Raw genomic sequence first — 21,234 nt, 5'->3', positions numbered from 1 at the left:
ATTTACATTTTCATGATATAAGTATAATCGGCGGACTTATACCGCCTTGATTTAATATTAGAATGCAAGCACCATACGGAAATATCCGGCTCCTTCATTGCGTCGTTTGTCATTTATCACACCTGTAGAGAAGTTGTGTTGATATACAATTTGTGTATTTCCTGTACGTTCTGCATTACTCCAATGGCGAGAACCTTCAAGCAGCTCTTCTCCTCCTACAATTTTTAATCTTGCATTAATTGTCGATTTCAATCTGAACAACAAATCCAATTCTTTCAAAGAAGTGAGGAACCAATCAGAAGTAACTGCCGGAGCAGTAACGTCCGTGCGATATGCCTGCACAAAATTTACACCTGCTTCACACGCATTTACCAATGTTGGAGAGTTTATCATCAATACTGTATGATTATAGCCCAAAAATGGCATAGCCGCCACACCATCACTATCAGTTGTTTTTGTGTCAGTATTAATAAACTTACCAGCCCAATTTTCGTCATTGCTAAACCAGTTACCATGAAAATAGTCTCTCGAATTGGGAGAGAATACAGAGGTATTCGCATCATTATACTTAGCATAATTTACTGCAACAACCAGTCCGTGAGTACAATTCGGATAATCACGGCGTAAAGCGTCCTGTGTTTCCGTATATTCATCATGTGTTACCGAAGGCTGTATATTGCCCACATAACATACAAGACCAATCACATTCTCCGGTACTGTTTCCGACTCCACTGAAATAATCTTTCCATCAGCACAGTAATAATCTCCTACTTGCAAAGTATGGTTGATTTTACTCTCGTCATTGATCGTATACATCTTCGCAGTACCTCCGTCAAGAGTACCACCAGCAGTGTATTCCATTTCCTTCACCCCATTATATGTACCTTTAATAGAGAATGTTTTTTTAGGATTAACCAAGAAACGATAAGTATCAGTACTTTCCTGATAATAAGGAGTCGCTTCAACCTCATTTAAAGTAAACGAACCTACACTGACAGGTAATTTATAATCATCTATATTTCCATTCGTAAAACTATAAACCAGCTCCGGCATCTGTATTACAGCAAGTGCCATCTGATGTTTCATTGTGAAAGAAATCTTTCCTTTCAGACGATCTCCTTCTACAGTTCCCGTACTCGTCATCAAGTCATACTTCGTATATTCTCCTTCACTTTGGTTTTCTCCAATCTTCCAATTACTTACGTATGTTTCAAACGGATCAGTTTTAGCTGGTTCAAAAATTACATTTTCATCGTATGGATAGTAAGCATAGAAACTCATTCTCTGGTATTCCGAACCTTTGTATTCAATAGGATCGCCACCATCATCCAGTGTCCAAAGACCGTCTTGCATAGTGAATTTGCGGTTTTTAATTTCATCTACTATATTTCCACTTTTCACTGCGAATATACCTATCGCATCCCCTTCGGCAAATTTAGTGGAGTAGTCATTTTCGGTTGCACGTGTTTTATTTCCATCTATACTCTGATAACCTTCATCGAGTACGTTAATCTGGAAACCTTGCATGGAGTCCATATTTCCTCCACTCATCTCTTCGTCCTGCGAACATGACGCAAAAATGGCTGTACCGGCAAGGAGAAGCATCGATATATAATTATATACTTTCATAAAGCGAATTTTATTTGTTCATTAGTATTTTTGTATCTCTATTATAAGGTATAAGAAAAATTACTTTATAGGTGTTGGAGTAACCGTTTCTTCTGTGATATTCCATGAAGGATTAGTAGTCTCCGCATCCGTTCCGGCTACACTCGGATCGGATTCAATAGTTCCTCCATCCTCATTCTGCCATCCGACAATCTGCGTTTCTTCAGTAATGGTTAACACAAACGGATTATCTTTATACTCGTTTGCCTGAATCGTATAATTATAGGAAACTCCCGGTTTCAGTTCTTTTAAATTAGGGAAATGAACTTCATAATAATAGCCATTCATACCAGCTTGAATGTAGGCTTCATTGCCTACCATTTGTGGAAGTAAAATTGCCTGTATCGTATAATTATCAGCTGAACCGACTTTTGTCCATACGATGTCATCATCTGCGGTTGCAGGTTCCTCTGTAACTGTTGTGACTCCTGTATTGGGATTAAATGTTCCTTTTGTTTTCAGATTGATAAGATAACATGTAATATCCGACAAAGTCACATTCTCTCCTGCTGTAAATGTAAGCTTTATACGGCTCATCACGTGATTAAATGCCAGGCGAACATTGGGAGTTGAAGCTGTTGCTTTTCCCGCTGCATAAAGAAAGTCAATCTGCTCACGTTTTTCTGCCGTAGCTTGATTCTCGCTATCAGTAGACACCTCTATAGCTAAAGGTTCTTCACCTGACGTTCCTGTGAACGGATAATAAGCTGTTACATCATATTCTTGACTACCCAATACCCAGATATCTTCTGTGTAGCCACTCTTTGCTGAAAACAGGCTTGTTTCACCACCTGTATATTCATATTCAATATTTACTTGTCTGGTTCCGCATGTAATTCCCACCAAGTCCCCCATCTCCCAGCTCGTTTCCGTAGCTCTGGTTACAAGTTCGCTTGCCTCTTGATTATTAATCACCGCACTAAAGGAAACCTTCGCGCCCGACTCTCCAGCAAACTTGATATCGGATTCTTTCACGTCATTACTGCACCCCGCTAAAAGTAGCAAAGCAAAAGCAGCAGTTACATAGTTTATTTTCATACCATGTTTTTTAAAGTTAAACAAATATATTTTCATTAATAAATTCTCCATAAGTTAGAAGGAATAGCCTTGGAATTCATCTTTTCCGACAGCTCTAAATAAGAGGTAGCGTTTTCCATAGTTTATCATACTTCTAAATATTAAGTTAAACAAAAGTTAGATTCTCTTTTTTAAAAGAAGCTTTTCACACTCTACCTGTGAAAAAGTGTTGCAAACATAACGACTAAATCAAAATATAGCAATGCAGAATCGTACAAATGTATGGAAAATACCGTCTTTTGCACGATATTCCATGCTGTGGGCTCGTTTTTCAATTAGAGACCAATAGCTATGAACCTTTTTGTTTCTATTTTATTGTATGGAAAATAGTAATTTATAAACCTAAAAACGATATGGCGAATTTTTCAATTGTGATTGTTCCAACTAAAAAACTATCAAATGGTAGGCATCGAATAAGGATAGCAGTAGCACATCATTCGAAAACCAGATATATATCTACTCAGTTTACTTTGGATTCTGCTAGTCAGTTAAAAAATGGTCGAGTAATAAGACATGAGAATGCTGCAAACATGAATGCATGTCTTCGAAAACTAATAAATGAGTATGAGGAAATTGTTACATCGATTAGTTATTTGCCAGCGATCTCATGCACCGAGCTAATCCATATTATAGCTTATGAACAGAAAAAAAAAGGAATTACTTTTCAAACTGTTGCAAAGGAATATATGGATTTCATGAAAGGAGAAGAACGAGAGAAATCTTACAAACTTTATAAGATAGCTTCAGAAAGATTCATTAAGTATATGAAAGGAGATTTTCCCTTAATTCAGTTGACTCCTCTCCATATACAAGAATTTGCAAATGTTCTTCACGAAGAGAATTTAGCAGATACTACCATCAGGATATACCTGACTCTGATAAAAGTAATATTGAATTATGCTACTAAAATGAATTATGTAACCTACTCCATCCATCCTTTCACTCTTTTTAAAATGCCTGCAAGCAGTGTGCGGGAGCTCGATTTATCAATAGATGAATTAAAGAGAATACGAGATGTGCATCTTCTAAAATCTTCTTTGTCGATAGTAAGAGATATTTTTATGCTTACCTATTATTTAGGTGGCATTAATCTGAGAGACTTATTGGCATATAATTTTAAGGATAAGGATTATATGAAATACGTGCGTCATAAAACACGTAATAGTAAAAAGGGAGAGAATGGAATAACATTTACTCTACAACCCGAAGCAAAAGCTATCATAGATAAATATCAGACTAGAGAAGGTTATTTGAAATTTGGAAAGTATTCGTCTTATAGACAAATATACAGTTTGGTTTTCCGACATATAGATAAAATGACACAACTTTCAGAGATAAACAAAAAGGTTACTTACTATTCTGCTCGAAAGACATTTGCACAACATGGATATAATTTAGGAATCCAGATTGAAAAGATCGAGTATTGTATAGGGCACAGCATGAAAAATAATCGTCCTATATTCAACTATATTAAAATTATGCAGGAACATGCTGATAAAGTATTTAGAGAAATATTAGATCAGCTACTATAAAACGAATTTTAGTTTTCTCTGAACCATCTTTTCGATTATCGTATTTCTCTTTACCATTAAATATCGTTTAATGGTAACCTTGTTATTGTCTAAAGATTACTCTTGTATACTGATAACTATTTAATTATTAACATCTTATTTCTAAAATATAAATCTAACTTTTGTTTAACTCTATAATAAATAAGCTATGTAAATATATTAATATCATATGATATATTATACCACTAAACCTCTATAAAGTACTACATTACAGGAATATCCATATAAAATATAAAGAAAAAACAAGGAATCTTCATTAGAAGATAAAAAAATAAATCAACAATAAAGGATCTATAAACCAATATTTATAATTTAATAATTAAAGTATGAAAAGCAACAAAAAAGGTAATCACCTGTACGCCTATAAGGATACTATCCGACGGCTATTTCTCCTCACTTTGTTTTCTTTTTTAATAGTAGAATCTTATGCCCAGAATAAGACAATTTCGGGCACAGTTACAGATTTCACCGGAGAACCGGTTATTGGTGCCAGTGTATTGGTTAATGGTACTACTAATGGTACAATTACTGATTTAAATGGCAAGTTTTCTCTTTCCAATGTGCCAATAAAAGGTACAATCACTATCACTTATATAGGATATAAAAAACAAGAAGTATCCGTAGCAGGAAATACCAACTTTAAAATTACTCTTCAAGAAGATACCGAGACCTTAGACGAAGTAGTAGTTGTAGGCTATGGAGTACAGAAAAAAAGTGACGTAACCGGTGCTATGGCTCGCGTAGGTGAAAAAGAACTGAAAGCAATGCCTGTAAGAAATGCGCTAGAAGGGATGCAAGGTAAAACAGCCGGTGTAGATATTACATCCAGTCAGCGTCCCGGAGAGGTGGGCAACATTAATATTCGTGGACAACGCTCTATTAATGCGGAACAGGGTCCACTGTATGTGGTAGACGGTATGGTAATTCAAAATGGAGGCATTGAAAATATCAATCCTTCCGACATTGAAGCTATTGACATTTTAAAAGATGCTTCAGCCACAGCTATTTATGGTTCACGTGGTGCCAACGGTGTGATTCTTGTAACTACCAAAAAAGGAAAAGAAGGTAAAGTGACCCTAAACTATTCCGGTACTGTCACTTTTGAAACGCTACACGATGTTACAGAAATGATGTCTGCCGCCGAATGGTTGGATTATGCCCGCTTAGCCAAATACAATGCAGGTTCTTATGCTTCTGCCACTCCAACTTATGAAGCGGATAAAGCTGCATTTGGTAGCGTAACCGCTTCATGGAAAAACATCGAAAAAGCATGGGTAAATGGAGTCTACGATCCATCTTTAGTAGGATCATATGACTGGGCTTCGCACGGTAAACAGACGGGGATCACTCACGAACATACCTTAAGTGCATCCGGAGGATCTGACAAATTCCAAGGCTATGCCTCATTCGGTTATTTGGATCAGAAAGGTACACAACCAGGGCAAGCATATGAACGTTATACGTTAAAAACCTCATTTGATGTGACTCCTGTCAATTGGTTCAAAATGGGATCTTCAATTAATGCATCTTATTCCACTCAAGACTATGGATATAGTTTCTCCAAGTCTGTAACTGGTTCGGGTGATTTCTATAGCGCATTAAGAAGTATGATTCCGTGGACAGTACCTTATGACGAAAACGGTGAATATGTCCGTTATCCGAGTGGGGATGTAAATATCATCAACCCTATTCGTGAATTAGACTACAACACCAACCAACGCCGCACTTTCCGTGCTTCTGCCAGTTTGTATTCGCAAATTGATTTCGGTAAAATCTGGAAACCACTGGAAGGCTTATCTTATCGTCTTCAGTTTGGTCCTGAATTCCAATTCTACACTTTAGGAGTCGCTAATGCAGCAGATGGTATTAATGGAGATGGTAACAATGGCGCACAATACAAGAACGAACAAAAACGTGCATGGACATTGGATAACCTGATCTATTATAACAAAGCCCTGGGTCAACATAATTTAGGCATGACATTGATGCAATCCGCTTCTGCCTACCATTACGAGATGGGAGATATGAGAGCTACTAATGTAGCCTCATCAGATGAGCTCTGGTATAATATAGGATCTGCCGGTACACTAAACTCTTTTGGCACAGGTCTGACCGAGACTCAAATGGCATCTTATATGATTCGTCTAAACTATGGTTATAAAGATAAGTACTTATTGACAGCATCTATGCGTTGGGACGGCGCCTCTCAATTAGCCGAAGGGCACAAATGGGCAAGTTTCCCTTCTGCTGCTATCGCATGGAGAATGGATCAGGAAGATTTCCTGAAAGACATCAGTTGGCTGAATCAGTTGAAACTTCGTATAGGTATGGGTGTTACAGGTAATGCAGCAATCAAAGCATATGCAACTAAAGGCGCTATCACAGGCTTATACTATAACTGGGGACAGAATGAGTCATCCTTGGGCTATGTACCTTCAGATCCTTCACAGAAGGAACCCGCCAAAATGGCTAATCCAACTCTAGGCTGGGAAAGAACTACACAATACAATGTCGGTGTTGACTACGGTTTCTTTAATAACCGACTTACTGGTAGTATCGATGCATACAAAACGAAAACTGATGATTTGTTACTGGAAATGTCAATTCCTTCACTAACGGGCTATGTTTCTACTTATGCCAATGTAGGTAAAACATCCGGATATGGTATTGACCTACAAGTAAATGCAATACCTATACAAACAAAAGATTTTTCGTGGAGCACTACTTTAACATGGTCAATGGATAGAAACAGAATCGACGAATTGTCTAATGGTAGAACAGAAGATGTGAACAATAAATGGTTTGTCGGTGAGGAAATCGGTGTTTATTACGACTGGGTATATGATGGCATCTGGAAAACAGAAGAAGCCGAAGAAGCTGCCAAATACGGACGTAAACCGGGACAAATCAAAGTGAAAGATTTAAATAATGATGATACAATAGATGCCAATGACGATAAAAAAATTGTAGGACACACACGTCCACGCTGGACAGGTGGATGGAGTAACACTTTCAGCTATAAGAATTTTGAGCTATCCTTCTTTATTTTATCACGTTGGGGATTTACTGTTCCACAGGGAGCTGTTACTCTTGACGGTCGCTATATGCAGCGTAAAATAGACTATTGGGTAGCCGGTACAAATGAGAATGCAAAATACTATTCACCCGGTTCCAACGGTGAAGGAGCCGATGCCTTTAACAGCGCAATGAACTATCAGGATGGCTCATACATCAAAGTTCGTAATATCTCATTGGGTTATAACTTTACCCCACAACAATTAAAGAACTTGGGTATCAATAATTTGAAGCTATATGTTCAAGCCATGAACCCATTCAATATCTATAAAGCATGTGACTTTTTGGATACAGACTTGGTAAATTATGACAATAATACCAAAACATTTGGTTCACCTACCACTTTGAAGAGTTTTGTAATAGGTGTCAACATCGGATTCTAATAAACAAATTAAAGTAAAGACATTATGAAATTAAATAGAATATTATTTGCTGCTTTAATAGCCAGCATAACAGGAAGCTCGATCACTTCGTGCAGTGAATCTTTCCTTGATGAGAATTTAACAACTCAATATAGTACCGACCGCTTTAAGACACAAGAAGGTCTTGATGAATTAGTGACTGGAGCCTATCAGAAACTGAAATTCAAATTCAACTATATATGGGGGATTCAGTGCTACAACATGGGAGTAGATGAATTTACTGATGCTAATAATGTTATTCCAGCATGGAATCACTATAGTCAAGATTTAAATTCATCTGAAAATGCCGCTAACCAACCTATCTGGGACAATTACTACGGACTGGTTGAACCCGCAAACATATTGATCCAAAACATACCTCAATATTATAACCAAAGTTCACCTACATACAACACACGCTTGGGAGAAGCACACTTTCTAAGAGCCTATGCTTATTTCGAATTAGTGAAGCAATTTGGTGGTGTGCCGTTGAAATTAGTTCCGTCTACAAGCGCGGAAACATATTTTACACGGAATTCTGCTGAAGAAATATACACACAGGTTATATCTGATTTTGGAGAAGCCTACAGACTACTTCCGGATAAAGGTGAATCAATCGGACGAATTAACAAATATGCTGCTGCCCATTTCCTTGCAAAAGCACATTTATTCCGTGCCTCCGAATTGTACAGCGATTGGAATAGTAATTATATAGCATCCGACCTCGATGCTGTTATTCAATATAGTTCGGAAGTTGTAGACGCACATCCGTTGTGTAATGATTATGTAGAACTTTGGGACTATGAACAGCCGAACGGAGCCAATGAAAAAGTAAGTGAAGTGATTCTGGCAGCTCAATTCTCTAATGATGAATCAACATGGGGACGTTATGGAAACCAGATGCATCTTTATTATCCGGCCGTATACCAAGGTAATGATATAGGTGGATGTAAACGTGACATCTCCGGAGGACGTGAATTCTCATACGTAAGTGCTACAGAGTATACCATGCAGGTATTTGACCGTGTCAATGACTCTCGTTTCTGGAAATCATTCATCACCTGTTATGGAGCCAACGAAACCAAAAGTGCTCCCACCTGGACAGCAGAAGATATGCCATACGCTCCGGCAGGTGTAAAAGAAGGTGACAAACGTTTCAGTGGAGGTGAACTCGGTATGAAATACATCGTGAATGACCCGAGAGACAATCGCTATGAGAAATATCCCAACGCTCCGGCATATACTGTTTTGAAAGATGGAAAAATGTGTAACACGTATACATATGTACGCTATTTCAAAGGACAGGAACACAGCTGGAATATAAATGAGAAAACAGGTAATTATTACGATATCATACCTCACAAGCGTTCAGTAGCTTTATCTAAATTCCGTGATGGTTATCGTGTTTCCATCGCATCTCAATTCGGTACTCGCGATGCTATCATCGCCCGTTCGGCAGATGATGTACTAATGGTTGCCGAAGCATATATTCGTAAAGGTGAAGCCAATTATGACAAAGCTGTCGAATGGATGAACAAACTACGTGAACGTGCCGGTTATAAAACTGGTGAAGACCGTAGTAAGAACGTAGATGGTGGACAAGCTTATAAGAATAATCCTTATTGTTCCGGGAAAGGAGGCGGTCACTCCTCCGAAGGTGCTATTTACTGGGAAGAAAACACCTATTATGAGTCAAACAATATCGAACAGGAGACTACTGCTTCTACCAAAACTACAATGAAATTAAATAGTGTGGCAGATGTTTATAACTCTACAGTCGACACTCCTATCTACAACGAACTGGGGTGTACATCCAATGCTGACAAAATGATGTGCTTCCTATTAAATGAACGTACTCGTGAACTTTGTGGCGAATTGCAACGCTGGGAAGATCTGGCACGTACCAAGACGTTAGACACCCGTTGGCATAAATTCAACGATGGCGCCAGCAGAGGTCTTGGCGAATTCAAATCGGAGAAACATTACTATCGTCCGATCCCCCAAGCCTTCTTGGACGGTATCACCAATTCTAATGGTTCTGCACTAAGCAATGAAGAAAAGAAAGCAATGCAGAATCCGGGATATTAAGATAAACAACTAAACTTATTGCCACTTGGCACTCTTTGAAATAGTATTCCTAATCAAAGAGTAGCAAGTGGCAATATCATTTCTTATATTTCCGTTGTTTTTTCACTTCGTCTTCTTCATAAACATCTTAATCTGATCGCTAATCTGCTCCATCCCCTTTATCGAAGGATGACCACTCTTTTTGTCAATATCATGCAGTTCAATACAATCAATATTATAGTGATGACAGATAGCTCTGACCGACTCGTTAAACTCTTCCTTTAAACCTGAATTCAGCAGAAAATAGATTTCAACATTAGGATAACGATCAATCATGTGGTCGAGCAGATATGCCATGGCCGGACGGAATGTATATAAATCTTCCTTGGTCCACCCTTCATACTTGTAATCCCCAAGCGGTGAGCCGGCCCAACAATCATTCGTTGCACCGAAAATAAAGATGATATCCGGACATCCCAGTTTATCCATACGGGTAATAAAAGAACGATCCGAATAATCAGCCTGATTATAACCGGTATTACAAATCGTTGCACCGGAAAAGGAGTTGTTGACACAAAGGCGGTAGTTATTCTCTTTAATGAATTTATGCCACCAGGTCTGCTTTACGGAAGTTACATCCGTTTGCTGTCGCGGAGAAACATAATACCAAATGCTATTGGTATCGGGTTGCAGGTATCCTTCAAATGTTGAATACGAATCGCCTAAAATAGATATAGATTTCAGGCTTTGAGCAAAGCTGATACTGCTATATAGAGTGATTAGCAGTAATAAATAAAAGGATTTCTTCATCTTAGCATAAAGTTTTCAATTTTGCTGCTAAGATACTACATTATACTAAAATTATAGCATGAAACTTTCTACTACTTTCAGGAAAGGGTCATTTCCCTTTCCTATCATAAGTCACATTCTTTTCCACTACATTCTCGACATTATTCACTTTCTTCACGAACTCCTTTACCTCTCCTACTTTTACATCCCTAATCATTACATTCTTAACCGGAAGTTTGGAGTTACCTTTCAGTTCGTAAATAGCATCTGCCGACTCACAAGTCACTTTATCCATATAAATACCATCAATACGAGTAATTCGTTCTTCATAAGTAGGTACCAGATCTTTCCATTGGTATAACACTTCGGTATCTATTTCAAGTACACGTTGAGCCGTTCCTGCCTTTACATTCTTCATATAAACATTCTCTATAAATCCACCTCTGCGATGATTGGTCTTCACAAAGAAAAGGCGCATCACAGAATTCGGAGCAGTGCAGTCATGCATATAAATATTCCGTATTCCTCCCGATATTTCACTTCCGATACCAAGTAAAGTATGTCCTTTTAGAATCTGACAATTACGGATAACGATGTTTTCACAAGGAGTATTCAACCGCCAAGCATCCTGATTACGTCCGGCTTTAATCACTACTGCATCATCCCCCTGATCGAAAGAACAATCTTCCACTAAAAAGTTACGGCTCATTTCAAAATCAATACCGTCATTATTATGTCCGTGTGCTTTTACATCGAGATTACGCACTAATCCCCCGTCACACATATAGAGATGAATGGTCCAAAACGGACTTTCACGAATCTTAAACCCATCCAATAAAACATTCTTGCAACGATTGAAATGAATCAAATGCGGACGAAGATGGTTCTCCCCTATTGCCATCTGACGTTCGATCACAGGGATATTAGTCGAAGCTTTTGTATACAACTCCTTCAATGCTTCCAAATGAGGCTGAGGACGTTTGAACCATACTTTCCAGGTATCCATCTTCGGCTGAAGAGTCCCTTTACCTGTAATCGCCACGTTCTCACATTCAAAAGCATAGAGTAATGGCGAATAATTATAACATTCCAAGCCTTCCCAGGAAGTCATCACTGTCGGAAGATAATCAGAAGGATTATCCGTGAAATTCAAAACCGCATTCTCTTCCAAACAGAGGTTTACATTACTCTTGAAATGAATAGGCCCGGTCAGCCATGTACCAGCCGGAACAACCACACGTCCACCTCCCGCTTGATTACATGCCTCAATAGCGGCAGCAATAGCTTTTGTATTATCCGCCTCACCTCCCGGTTGTGCACCGTAATCCGTTATCGGAAAGTCTTTATCGGGATAAATAAAGATTTTAATAGGCTGCATGGGAAAAGGCGCTTTCACCTTTACCGTCTTATAATTATCACCGGCAAAAGCCAAAGAAACTGTCAACAGACCAAAGCAGATACCTGCCATATATTTCAATAAGTTCGTCTTCATCGTATGATTCTATTTTTAATTCATTCAAGTCCTGCAAAGATAAAAATATCCTTTTATTGTTACATTGAAAAGACCAATACCCCTGCCGTAGGAATTTCCGCAGTTCCTATCAGTACCTTGCCCCCTTTCGGCAAGTTGAATGTATAAGGACAATCCGAATAATTCAAAACAATTCCCAATCCATTACGGTATTCCATTGTCACACCATAAGGCAGATCCATCACCGGAATATTCAGTTGTGCATATAGTTTCTTCAATATATCTTTTTCCAATGCTCCATCATGACTGTCCACTCCAACATAAGTGATTGTTCCCTTTCCTAATTTACGGAAAGTGACAGCCGGACTTCCTTCATAGAATTCGTTTTTATAAGTAGCCCAGACCTGTGCATCAGTGGGAGGATTCAGTATTTCTCCCCATGTATTCCACGCATACTCCTTTCCATTCATCACTACAGTACCGGGATCTTCAGGAAGAAGCAAATCGTAAAAGTTCATTTCGTTTCCTGTCAAAGGAGCGATCATGGAACCGAAAGGAGCTTCAGGAAGACGGCCATAACGGTCCTTCTGTGCCGTACGGCAGGTTAAGATTAGATTTCCGCCATTCTTCACGTATGCAATCCATTTATCCACCAGTTCTTTATCAGCCAATTGATAAGCCGGTATTACGACCACCGGATAATCGAATAAAATCTTTGTCTCTGATATAAAATCGACAGGAGCTCCGAATGATTTTAGGGTACGATAGTACTTTTCGATGTGTGCAAAAGTGTCCCATGTACGATTCTGCTTCTGCCGCTCGATACTCCAGGAATTTTCATGATTGAAAAGAATTGCAGTACGACGGGCAAGGTAATCGGCAGGTTTGGTTTCACGGGAAGAGCTATGTTTACGAAGTTCACGAATCTCCTTTATAAATGTCTCATATTCTCTTCCGCCGGGAGTAACAGTCACTCCGTCCGTGCCGACAATTCCGTAATGATATTGTTCCGTGCCGTAAAGAGGCTGGCGATAACGATAAGTGCAGATAAAATCACTTCCACCGGCAAACACACTCCACATCCACAGACGAACTGCGCCCGGAAGAGGTTGGGGATTGATACTGCCCCAGTTCACCTGTCCCGGCTGTAATTCCATCACCCCATAAGTTCCCTGTATCGGACGGAAAAAGTCATTTGCCCAGGCTATCCGCAACGGATTACCTACCCGGTAGCCCCGACGACCAATCCCCTCATTATCACCATATACCATATAACGGGTATAACTTTGAAAATCAAGAGAGGGGCTACCACCGATGTGACCTTCATCATAATTCGGTATATAATTCGTAGTCACCCATTGGTTCTTTGCATATTTCTTAATCAACAGACATTGTTCGTTCAGGAAATCATTGGTTTGTGATGCAGCAAAACGACGATAATCCAAAATTTGATGATGATTCATAAACATCTGTACGCGCTTAGGAAGCGTTATTTCATCAAAAGACGAATAAGCCTCACTCCAGAAAGCAGTTCCCCATGCATTATTTAAAAGTTGAATGTCATTATTGTATTTGGCACGAAGAAAATCACGGAAAGCAAGCTCCGCTTTCGGATTATAATCAAACTGTACAGCAGGTTCGTTGTCGAGTTGCCATCCGATAATACGGGAGTCATTGCCATAGTGCTGCGCCAGTTTCTCAATCATCTTGCATGATAATTCCCTGTAAAGAGGCGAAGCAAATGAAGCATGCTGGCGAGCACCGTGGTCAAGTATCGTTCCATCCTCATTCTTCAATAGAATTTCGGGATATTTTCGGCTCATCCATACAGGAGGAGTAGCAGTAGAAGTACACATGATAACTTTCAAATCATACTTGGCTGCCAAAGCTACAGCCCTGTCCAGCCATGCAAAATCATAGCGTCCCTCTTCCGGTTCCAGTTGCGCCCAGGCAAACTCGGCAAAATGGGTAAATTCAAATCCCAATTCATGCATTTTCTTGAAGTCACGTTCCCACTGGCTCTCATCCCAGTGTTCGGGATAATAATAGACACCCGTCAAAGTCAGGTCTTTATCATCAAACCAGGGAGAAGTTTCAATTACAGTCTTTTGAGCTTGCTTCTGTTGAGTTCCGGTTGCCAGTCTCTCTGCTGCCTGTATTCCGGTAGAAACGGTTAATAGACCGGCACAGAAAGTAGCCAGAATTTTACTTTTTACCATATACTTCATAAATTCGATTGATTATTAGCGTTATAAAACGTTATTCATATATTTTCCATTCCCACAAACCGGCATCTCCCCTACGAATATGAAGACGGAGATAACGTGTCTCTCCTATCTCCTTAGCAATATGTGGAGAGCATACTTGTACTTTCCCTTGTTCAGCACACATCTGCCAATGTTTTCCGTCGATAGACTTCTCCAGTCGCCAGGTATGTCCTTCAGTGGGACGGGTAAAATAGAGCTGGCACTCCCCGACCTTACGGATTTCCTTTAAATCGACTGTAATAAACGGACTGCTATCCGTATCAGCCGCCATCCAACGGGTTCCATTCGATTCGTCAGCTACATGGGTAGCCTGATAAGTATGCGTGCGGGTATAGCTCTTCACCGAACCTTTTTCCGGCAACGGTTGATTGGGTTGCGTTTCGATATTGACCACGGAAGTACGGGGAGATTTCTCACTGGAAGCATAAAAATGCGACTGTAATGCCAGATTCGGCCGGGTCTCTTGGGAAGCAGCCAGATAACCTACACCACGCATATCGGGGATTAATGTCTTTATCGTTCCATCGTCATTAAATTCCATCCGGTTAGCATACACTTGACGGGTAGTTCCGCCATCTCCGTATTCCAGATAGAGAAAAATATATTCATCCGTTCCCTCGTCATAAAACACGTTGCCATGTCCCGGTCCCCACACTTGATTTTCAGGAGAAGAGAATAAAAAAATGTCGTTCCCCTCCGGCTTTACAAAACCCGTCAAAGGAGACTCGCGACTCATCATATAAGCATTGACATAATTCTGATGACCACTCAACGTATAAATATAGTAATAGATACCTTTACGCTTAAACATCACCGGACCTTCGGAATATTCCTGGCGGGCTGTTGCCAGAGTTACCGGCTCACCATCCAGATGAAGCCTGTCCGCAGAAAGCCGTCCCGCATTCCGGCGACGCCAGAAGATATATCCTGAACCATCGTCATTAATAAAAGGTTCTCCGTCAATATCATCAACGACAGCCGGGCTATCTGTTCCTTCTTCTCCGGGAGGCAAAAGCCCCTGTCCCGCAGTAAAATGGAAAGGACCATCCGGGCGATCAGCTACAAGTACATAAGTTCCCATCTTGTCATCCGGTTTCACAAACGTAACGTATAAATAAAACTTGCCGTCCTGCTCAATCACTTTTCCAGGCGCCCAATACCGGAAATAGCCCTTTTTCTTTTCACCTTTATCATTCGTGTAGTCATATCCTTTCGACCAGTCGAATCCACTGATATGGGAACCTTCGAAACTCCAGTTCACAAAATCTTTCGATTTCCATACGACAGGAGTTCCGGCACGTCCAAGTCCGTAATCCAGATCGGTAGTGCCATAAAGATAATAGGTATCACCAAATTTGGAGACAGACGGATCCGCCAGATTATCGGGAATAAGCGGATTATAGTTCCGGTCGGCAATCAGTGACTCCACAATGGAGGCATCCACCGCAAACGCCGTTCCATGACGAATCCCCCTCGGAAAAAAGACCTGATCGGACACATCTTCCCATGTTTCACCATAGTCCAAAGAACGAACAGCTCCATAACGATGGTCACGGTATTTATCAAAATAGACATAAAGCGTATCACCTACAAAAAGAGGAGCCGGACCTTCCGCCCAATATTTTCCTGTAATAGGCGCCGATACTTTAGTCGGGAATCCTTTTTCTATCTTCTTCGTACGCGTAACGCGCAAATTCTTTTCCGGCGGATTGGAATTTTCATTCTTGACTACCATTATCAGGTCTTTCCGCTTCGGGTCTTTCACAATAGCGGCATCAATCACACTGAAATCTGGATTGAAGAACATCTTCGTCTTCGAGAAAGTACGAAAGTCCTTCGTTGTTACATAATAAATACGATGATTCAGTCCCTTCTCACTTTCACTGGTAGCCACTTCTTTGTGACGGCCGGGAATCGTAGTTGCCCAAAAGATATAATAGGTTTGTGAAGGTTCATCATAAAACAGTTCGGGAGCCCAACAGTTATGTGCATCCGGCTCGTGCATCATCACAGGGATTGCTTGTTGCTCACTCCAATGAACCAAATCGCGGGAAGAGGCATATCCGATAATCCGGTCCGTCCAACTGGAAGTCCAGACCATGTGAAAAGTTCCGTCCGGCGACTGGCAAATGCTGGGGTCACGCATTAATTTATCTTTACCAACCGCAGGGGTAAGACAAGAACGTCCGCCATGTAAAGGCAGCCAGTTCAATCCATCATAACTATATGCTAAATGCAGTCCGTCTTTACTGTCATTGATAAAATAAGAAAAGAGGTAAGCTGTCTCACCGGCAAAGACTGTCATCACCGACCAAAGACTTAGAGCTATCCAGATTACTACTTTTTTCATGGTTCCTTATTAAGATTAAAAAGTTTACCTTGCAAAGATAAGGCATCTCCGCCCCTCCTCAAAGATAAAGAGCATGGACAATATTTCAAATCCATGTAGTTTTGTACACGAACGCTTTTAGATGTCCATTTTGATACAATATTCTATGTATCTGTACATCTTTCTATTTACTAAACCCTTAAAAAGCTCTACTTTAGCGGCAGATTTTAAAAAGAATGAAAAACATATCAACTCTATATATCATGAAACGACTTTTAGTAAGTATTGCTATCGTATTTATCTCCATACTGACCGTAGCGGGACAAAATCACTCTTTCAGTTTATCCGGCAAATGGAATTTCCAGATAGACCGGGAAGATACCGGCGTCAAGGAACAATGGTTCAAAAAATCCCTCGACGATTCTATCAACCTGCCCGGCTCCATGCCCGAAAAACTGAAAGGAGATGAAGTGACCGTCCGTACCCAATGGACCGGAAGCCTCTACGACAGTTCTTACTACTTCAACCCATATATGGAAAAATACAAGATAGAGGGACAAGTAAAGCTACCCTTCTTTCTGACTCCCGACAAACATTATGTAGGTGTGGCCTGGTATCAAAAGAAAGTGACAATTCCGGCTGACTGGAAAGGAGAAAGAATCACTCTTTTTCTGGAACGTCCGCACATCGAAACTACTGTATGGGTAAATCAGCAGGAGCTTGGTATGCAAAACAGTCTTTGTGTTCCCCATGTCTATGACCTGACTGCTGCAACCACCCCCGGAAAAACGTACCTGATTACCATCCGTATCGATAATAGAATCAAAGAAATCAACGTAGGTCCCGATTCTCACAGCATCACCGACCAGACACAAGGTAACTGGAACGGTATCGTCGGACAAATCGAATTACAAGCTACTCCTAAAGTCCATTTAGAAGACATTCAGGTATATCCCGATTTGAGCAATCAGAAAGCGCTGGTTCGCATGAATATACAGTCTGCTTCTTCCATCAAGGGAGAGATCACCCTTTCCGCTGAGAGCTTTAACACGGACATTCAGCACAAAGTGGCTCCCGTACATCAAAGTTTCAACATCCGTCCGGGAGATAATCCGGTGGAAATGGAACTTCCGATGGGAAAAGAGTTTCTGACGTGGGATGAATTCAGTCCGGCACTTTATAAACTGACGGCAAAATTGACCAACGGCAAGCAAACTGACACGCAACAAGTACAGTTTGGTATGCGTGATTTCAAGATAGAAGGGAAATGGTTCTATGTAAATGGTCGCAAAACGATGCTTCGCGGTACGGTGGAAAACTGTGATTTCCCATTGACAGGCTATGCGCCGATGGATGTAGCTTCTTGGGAACGGGTGTTCCGCATTTGTCGTAACTATGGTCTGAATCACATGCGCTTCCACTCCTTCTGTCCGCCGGAAGCAGCTTTCATCGCTGCCGATCTGGTCGGTTTCTATCTGCAACCGGAAGGACCGAGCTGGCCGAACCACGGTCCAAGACTAGGTAACGGACAACCGATTGACAAATACCTGATGGACGAAACCATTGCACTGACCAAAGAATATGGGAATTACGCTTCTTACTGCATGCTGGCTTGCGGCAATGAGCCTTCCGGTCGTTGGGTGGCATGGGTCAGCAAATTCGTGGATTATTGGAAAGCAACCGATCCGCGTCGTGTATACACAGGAGCTTCCGTTGGAAACAGCTGGCAATGGCAACCTCACAATGAGTATCATGTGAAAGCCGGCGCACGCGGACTTAGTTGGGCAGGTGCACAACCGGAAAGTGAATCGGATTATCGTACAAGGATCGACACGGTGAAACAACCGTATGTATCACACGAAACAGGTCAATGGTGTGTATTCCCGAATTTCAATGAAATTCGTAAATATACCGGAGTCAACAAAGCGAAGAACTTTGAAATCTTCCGGGATATTCTGAACGATAACCAAATGGGAAGCCAGAGTCACGACTTTATGATGGCTTCGGGCAAATTGCAGGCACTCTGCTACAAACATGAGATTGAAAAGACCTTGCGTACTCCGGACTATGCGGGATTCCAGTTGCTGGCTCTCAATGATTATTCCGGCCAGGGAACTGCATTAGTCGGTGTACTGGACGTGTTCTTTGAAGAAAAAGGATATATCAACGCAGAACAGTTCAGACGCTTTTGCAGTCCGACCGTACCTTTGGCACGTATTCCTAAATTTGTATATGCCAACAATGAAACATTCCATGCCGACATTGAAGTATCTCATTTCGGAGCTGCTCCCTTAGAAAGTGCAAAAACAGTATATACCATTAAGGATAAATTCGGAAAAGTATATGCTCATGGAACTGTCGGCACCCGTCACATTCCCATCGGAAATCTTTATTCTTTGGGTAGTGTAGATATGACTCTGGAAGGAATCGATACACCGCAGAAACTAAATCTGGAAGTACGTATCGAAGGCAGTGATGCCGTAAACGACTGGGATTTCTGGGTATATCCGGCACAAGTGGAACTGGTACAAGGAACAGTATATACCACCGACACCTTGGATGCCAAGGCATTGGCTGTGTTGCAGGACGGAGGAAATGTGCTGATTACAGCTGCCGGAAAGATACAATACGGCAAAGAAGTCAAACAATACTTCACTCCCGTATTCTGGAATACTTCCTGGTTCAAGATGCGTCCGCCGCACACAACCGGTATTTTCCTGAATGAATATCACCCTCTTTTCCGCGAATTCCCTACCGAGTATCATAGCAACCTGCAATGGTGGGAACTGCTGAACAAAGCGCAGGTGATGCAATTCACCGACTTCCCGGCAACATTCCAACCAACGGTTCAAAGTATTGATACCTGGTTTATCAGCCGGAAAATCGGCATGTTGTTCGAAGCAAAGGTATTGAACGGTAAATTGATGATGACCAGTATGGACATTACTTCCCAACCGGAAAAACGAATCGTTGCCCGCCAGATGCACAAAGCAATCCTGAATTATATGAATTCGGATGCTTTTCGTCCGGCAGACAAGATAGCTCCGGAGCTGATACAAGCATTATTCACCAAAGTGGCGGGAGATGTGAAATCTTATACCAAAGATTCTCCTGACGAGCTCAAACCGAAAATTAACTAAATGGGAATTATCAGGCACGAATTACACGGATTACGCTGTTGCTTTATAAAAGCGTAATTCTAAAACCGTGAAATCCGTGTAATCCGTGCCTAAATTCCATAAACAATATACATTAAATATCATTTTACATGAAAACTACGATCATAGGCTTGCTACTCTTAGCTACGGCAAGTGTCAATGCACAGGAGAAAGCCCAAACATACCAGTTGGCAGATGCTCCCCGCTACAGTGAGGAGACGGGATATGGATATGATCTCGTCGCTACTCCCGAAAAAGGCAGCAAGGCACCCTTCTTCGCGTGCCGGACGGTAACTATCAAGTAACCGTTCGCCTGGGAAGCAAGAGACAGGCAGGGGTGACAACAGTAAGAGGCGAATCACGCCGACTGTTCATTGATAACCTCGCTACTAAAAAGGGACAATTCGTAGATGAAACATTTATCATCAACAAACGCAACCCCCGCATTTCCGAAAAAGAATCCGTACGTATCAAACCCCGCGAAAAAGCCAAACTGAACTGGGACGATAAACTGACGCTGGAATTTAACGGCGATGCACCCGTATGCCAGAGTATCAGCATCGAGCCTGCCGATCCGTCGGTGATTACCGTTTTTCTATGCGGTAACAGTACCGTAGTCGACCAGGACAACGAACCATGGGCAAGCTGGGGACAAATGATACCTCATTTTTTCGGTACGGACGTTTGTATCGCCAATTATGCGGAATCGGGCGAATCAGCCAATACGTTTATTGCCGCAGGACGTTTGAAAAAAGCATTGAGCCAGATAAAGAAAGGAGATTATCTTTTCATGGAATTCGGGCATAACGACCAAAAGCAAAAAGGACCGGGCAAAGGAGCTTATTACTCTTTTATGACCAGCCTGAAAACATTTATTGATGAAGCTCGTGCACGGGGAGCATACCCCGTACTGGTCACTCCCACCCAACGCCGGAGTTTCGACGCAACCGGACATATCCGTGACACACACGAAGATTATCCGGAAGCCATGCGCTGGCTGGCAGCTAAAGAAAATGTTCCGTTGATCGACCTCAACGAGATGACCCGTACGCTTTATGAAGCTTTGGGAACAGAAACGTCGAAACGTGCTTTCGTACACTATCCGGCAGGCACTTATCCGGGACAGACCAAAGCTTTTGAGGATAACACCCACTTCAATCCATACGGAGCCTATCAAATAGCCCAATGTGTGATTGAAGGAATGAAGAAAGCCGTACCGGAACTGGCTAAACACCTGAAAATAGACCCGTCCTATAATCCGGCACAGCCGGACGATGTAAATGGTTTCCACTGGAACGAATCACCATTCACGGAAATTGAAAAACCGGACGGAAATTAAGAGATAAGTAGTAGGTATTAAG

At 41.2% G+C, this 21,234-nt stretch carries 10 protein-coding genes and 1 pseudogene; 5 read left to right on the top strand and 6 right to left on the bottom strand.

Annotated features, from left to right (window positions below; translation table 11 throughout):
- Positions 1–57: 57 nt before the first annotated feature.
- Complete coding sequence (locus tag NQ505_RS10860) at positions 58–1,629, bottom strand: fimbrillin family protein (RefSeq protein WP_009000448.1); 1,572 nt, start codon at positions 1,627–1,629, stop codon at positions 58–60.
- A gap of 60 nt (positions 1,630–1,689) precedes the next feature.
- On the bottom strand, positions 1,690–2,706 hold the full coding sequence (locus NQ505_RS10855) for a fimbrillin family protein (protein ID WP_009000447.1): 1,017 nt from the start codon (positions 2,704–2,706) through the stop codon (positions 1,690–1,692).
- A gap of 392 nt (positions 2,707–3,098) precedes the next feature.
- Between NQ505_RS10855 and NQ505_RS10850 the strand changes: the two genes are divergently transcribed.
- The 3 genes from NQ505_RS10850 (at position 3,099) to NQ505_RS10840 (ending at position 9,880) form a co-directional block, all read left to right on the top strand.
- On the top strand, positions 3,099–4,277 hold the full coding sequence (locus tag NQ505_RS10850; protein ID WP_009000446.1) for a tyrosine-type recombinase/integrase: 1,179 nt from the start codon (positions 3,099–3,101) through the stop codon (positions 4,275–4,277).
- 365 nt (positions 4,278–4,642) lie between these two features.
- A complete protein-coding gene (locus NQ505_RS10845; RefSeq protein ID WP_004324911.1) occupies positions 4,643–7,774 on the top strand; it encodes a SusC/RagA family TonB-linked outer membrane protein in 3,132 nt (1,043 codons plus the stop codon).
- A gap of 24 nt (positions 7,775–7,798) precedes the next feature.
- The gene (locus NQ505_RS10840; RefSeq protein ID WP_009000445.1) at positions 7,799–9,880 is read left to right on the top strand and encodes a RagB/SusD family nutrient uptake outer membrane protein; all 2,082 of its coding nucleotides are present in this window, start codon (positions 7,799–7,801) and stop codon (positions 9,878–9,880) included.
- 102 nt (positions 9,881–9,982) lie between these two features.
- Here the strand turns inward: NQ505_RS10840 and NQ505_RS10835 are convergent, their stop codons facing one another.
- The 4 genes from NQ505_RS10835 to NQ505_RS10820 form a co-directional block, all read right to left on the bottom strand.
- Complete coding sequence (locus tag NQ505_RS10835; RefSeq protein ID WP_009000444.1) at positions 9,983–10,669, bottom strand: SGNH/GDSL hydrolase family protein; 687 nt, start codon at positions 10,667–10,669, stop codon at positions 9,983–9,985.
- A gap of 88 nt (positions 10,670–10,757) precedes the next feature.
- Positions 10,758–12,140 (bottom strand): glycoside hydrolase family 28 protein, encoded by a 1,383-nt coding sequence (locus tag NQ505_RS10830; protein ID WP_009000443.1) that lies wholly within the window; start codon positions 12,138–12,140, stop codon positions 10,758–10,760.
- A gap of 59 nt (positions 12,141–12,199) precedes the next feature.
- Positions 12,200–14,347: a beta-galactosidase gene (locus NQ505_RS10825; protein WP_009000442.1), complete on the bottom strand. Its 2,148-nt coding sequence runs from the start codon at positions 14,345–14,347 to the stop codon at positions 12,200–12,202.
- A gap of 31 nt (positions 14,348–14,378) precedes the next feature.
- Positions 14,379–16,736 carry a family 43 glycosylhydrolase gene (locus NQ505_RS10820; protein ID WP_009000441.1) on the bottom strand — a complete coding sequence of 786 codons (2,358 nt, stop codon included), beginning with the start codon at positions 16,734–16,736 and terminating at the stop codon, positions 14,379–14,381.
- 242 nt (positions 16,737–16,978) lie between these two features.
- Between NQ505_RS10820 and NQ505_RS10815 the strand changes: the two genes are divergently transcribed.
- Together NQ505_RS10815 and NQ505_RS10810 are read left to right on the top strand one after the other, a co-directional pair.
- Positions 16,979–19,855 (top strand): sugar-binding domain-containing protein, encoded by a 2,877-nt coding sequence (locus NQ505_RS10815; RefSeq protein ID WP_032853806.1) that lies wholly within the window; start codon positions 16,979–16,981, stop codon positions 19,853–19,855.
- 128 nt (positions 19,856–19,983) lie between these two features.
- Positions 19,984–21,212: pseudogene (locus NQ505_RS10810) on the top strand (rhamnogalacturonan acetylesterase).
- Positions 21,213–21,234: the final 22 nt, after the last annotated feature.

The organism is Bacteroides sp. D2 (assembly GCF_025147085.1).
Taxonomy (GTDB): Bacteria; Bacteroidota; Bacteroidia; order Bacteroidales; family Bacteroidaceae; genus Bacteroides.
This window is presented reverse-complemented; position numbering and strand designations above follow the sequence as displayed.